A 2,723-nucleotide genomic window follows, 5' to 3' on the forward strand; every position below is an offset into this window, starting at 1 on the left:
ACCCTGCTCAACGCGACCGCCCGCTACGAGCGCGGCGACGTCGGCCGTCGCGGTGTGTCTCGGCGACCGCGGCGACGCGCTCGCGGAGGCCAGACGGCTCCTCCGCGACCCATCGGAAGAACCTCTCGGAGGGCCTCCAGTGGGTCAAAAACGAGGGGGTCACCCACGAGGACGACCTCCAGTGGTTCGACGCCGGGTCGCGCATCCGCGAGACCATCGTCGGCATCGTCGCCGGGATGGCGGTCGGCTCGCCCGCGGTCGACCGCTCCAAGCCCGTGATCGCCTTCGCCGAGAAGAGCGACGAGGAACTGAAAGTGTCCTCGCGCGGCTCGCACGCGCTCGTCCGGCAGGGGCTCGACCTCTCCGTGGTGATGCGCGAGGCGAGTCAGTCGGTCGGCGGCGACGGCGGCGGTCACGACGTCGCCGCGGGCGCGACGATCCCGACCGGCGAGCGCGACGCGTTCCTCGCCGAGGCGGACCGGATCGTCGGCGAACAGCTCTCGTGAGTGGCCTCCCCGAATCCCGTCGGCTCGCGTACTCGCTACTTCAGCGTCGCGTAGTTGACATCCTCCCACGGCTGAAGCCGTGGGATTCCTCCGGTAGGGATGTTGGCTATGCTGTTCCCACGGAGGCAAGTTTCCCGTCGTCGGTACTCCGGTCTGTGCGCTCCTCGTTGGGACTGGCCCTCTCGGGAGAGCGTGGTGACTCCGACCACGTATGGTCGTCCCACGTGAGGCGCACGGGCCGTGCCATCGACCCGACTTCTAGATTCCTGCCAGCCTGCCGTTCGAGGAACACCCGTGAAGCGTCAAGATCGGCGTGACCTTCGTAGCCACACGAACACCGAAACACGTCGCCGTTCCGTTCCGTGTTCTTGCGCTCGCCGCACGCTGGACACTCCGCCGTCGTGTACGCTTCAGATTCGATTTTAACCGTGATGCCGTACTCTTCGGCAGTCGTAGCGAGCCTGTCGATGAACGAACGATACGCCCAGAATTGGTGCGTTTTCTCGTTCACCGCTGCCGACCAGTGTGCCGACAACACGTCGGTGAGATCGCCCACGTACACCGTGGCAACGCCTCCTTCGTGTAGTCGTTCAACCAAGTCGCGGACGAGCGCGTCCTGTGCGTGGTCGCGCCGTCTCGTTCGCGTACGGTACAGCCGTCGAATCCGCTGACTGCTGTACCGGCCCTCACGGAGTTTCGACTGTAAGCGGGCGATCTCCTCGGTCGTCTCGCGAAAGCGGGCGAACAGGTCGCGTCCCTCATAGAGGTACTGCTGGCCAGTTGTGGTGGTACAGGCGACGAGGTTGTTCGCGCCCACGTCCAGTGCAGCCGATTCGTCGGCTAGTGGTGAATCCCGTCGAGAATCAGACACGGTAACGGGTTGAATGGCTCTGAACGTGTCGTCGACCTCGTCGTAGTACAGTTCCAACCGGCCCTGACCGCCGTCCCACTTCGGGTTGCCAGTAACCTCAAGGCGCAGACGGTCGTGGTAGCCAAGGCCGTACTCGTCTTTCAGATCTTGGCCGACAGGGACTTCGAGTCGACTCCGCTCACCAGTTTCGAGTGTGTACTGGTCGTTGCGGATGTACGTCCGTAACTCCCTGCCGTCGTCTTCGTTCCCCCAGTAGCCTGGCGGAGCAGTAGCCTCGCCATCTTCTCGGGCAGCAAAGAACGATCGCCATGCCTCGCTATTCTTGCGGATGACTTGCTGAGCGGTAGCGGAACCAAGCACGCCGACGTACTGCTTGCGGTAGTCGGCAGTGTTCCATACCGATTCACCATCAAAGAAGTGCTGCCGGCGCTCGTAGTTCAGTTCGTTCCAGAGGCTGGCGGAGGCATCCAACAGCTCGCGGAGCAGTTGCTCGTCCTCGGTGGAGAGCGGGCGCACCGCGAACGTGTTGGTTCGTCTCACGACAACAGACATTTGTAGTTATCCGTCTAAATGTCTTTTGGACACAAACGATGCGACCGAATATTGACATCTCGCATACGTTGAACGGGCGCGTGAAAGACTACGCTGAACAAAAGGACAAAAGCCTCGAAGAAGCCTATCGGGAGATTATCAAAGCAGGGTTGGAAGCGGCTGAACATCCAAACGAGCAATAGCGTGTGGATTACCAAGCGATACTGTCGCTTACACCCACCCCTGAAGAGGTGGGCTTCCGCTCGTTACGTGTCAGCTCGCGCACTCGCTACTTCAGCGTCGCGTAGGTTAGCAGCGAGACGGCGAGCAGTTCGAGCAGGCTCAGCCCGAGTACGACGCGTCCCACGAGCGGGTCCATCGCGTACAGCGTCCGCATGCTGCTGAAGAAGAAGGCGATGGAGATCAGGTTCTCGACGAGCAGGACGGCGCAAAAGCCCAACAGCCCCAAGAGTAGCGTCGAGCCGAACTCGTGGTAGTTGTCGAGCCACACCCCGGCCAGCACCGCCAACAGCGCGCTGTTGACGATGGCGATCAGGACGGCGATCCCGGTCGGCGTCGCCGGGTTCATTCGGCGTCCACCTCCGACGTGATCTCTTCGAACGTCTCCGTGTGACGCTCGAAGCGGTCGGTCAGGAAGTACAGCTTCCCGTAGTCGTGGTCGCTCGGTTCGACGACGTCGTGGTCTTTCAACATCTCGAGGTGGTGCGTGATCGTGTTATAGTCGACATCCAGTTCCTCCGCGAGTTCGTTCGCGTTCCGGGGGCGGTCGCGAAGTTCCCGGACGATTCGGACCC

3 protein-coding genes and 1 pseudogene are annotated in these 2,723 nt (G+C 62.2%); 1 reads left to right on the top strand and 3 read right to left on the bottom strand.

Annotated features, from left to right (window positions below; all coding sequences use genetic code 11):
- Positions 1-506 (top strand): annotated as a pseudogene (locus BN903_RS11740) (DHH family phosphoesterase); the annotation flags it as partial.
- Positions 507-612: 106 nt separating this feature from the next.
- Here the strand turns inward: BN903_RS11740 and BN903_RS11745 are convergent.
- The 3 genes from BN903_RS11745 to BN903_RS11755 all read right to left on the bottom strand — a co-directional run.
- The gene (locus tag BN903_RS11745) at positions 613-1,929 is read right to left on the bottom strand and encodes an RNA-guided endonuclease TnpB family protein (RefSeq protein WP_195155792.1); all 1,317 of its coding nucleotides are present in this window, start codon (positions 1,927-1,929) and stop codon (positions 613-615) included.
- A gap of 268 nt (positions 1,930-2,197) precedes the next feature.
- Positions 2,198-2,497, bottom strand: coding sequence for a hypothetical protein (locus tag BN903_RS11750; protein WP_048077904.1), 300 nt, complete (start codon positions 2,495-2,497; stop codon positions 2,198-2,200).
- A partial coding sequence (locus BN903_RS11755) for a winged helix-turn-helix domain-containing protein (RefSeq protein WP_079890653.1) occupies positions 2,494-2,723 on the bottom strand: 230 nt, incomplete at its 5' end. The genes BN903_RS11755 and BN903_RS11750, both read right to left, overlap by 4 nt.

This window comes from Halorubrum sp. AJ67 (assembly GCF_000513435.1).

What these genes read in the sequence shown, in the direction of transcription:
- BN903_RS11745 (WP_195155792.1), bottom strand. Translation starts at nt 1,929, where the DNA reads ATGTCTGTTGTCGTGAGACGAACCAACACGTTCGCGGTGCGCCCGCTC.
- BN903_RS11750 (WP_048077904.1), bottom strand. Translation starts at nt 2,497, where the DNA reads ATGAACCCGGCGACGCCGACCGGGATCGCCGTCCTGATCGCCATCGTC.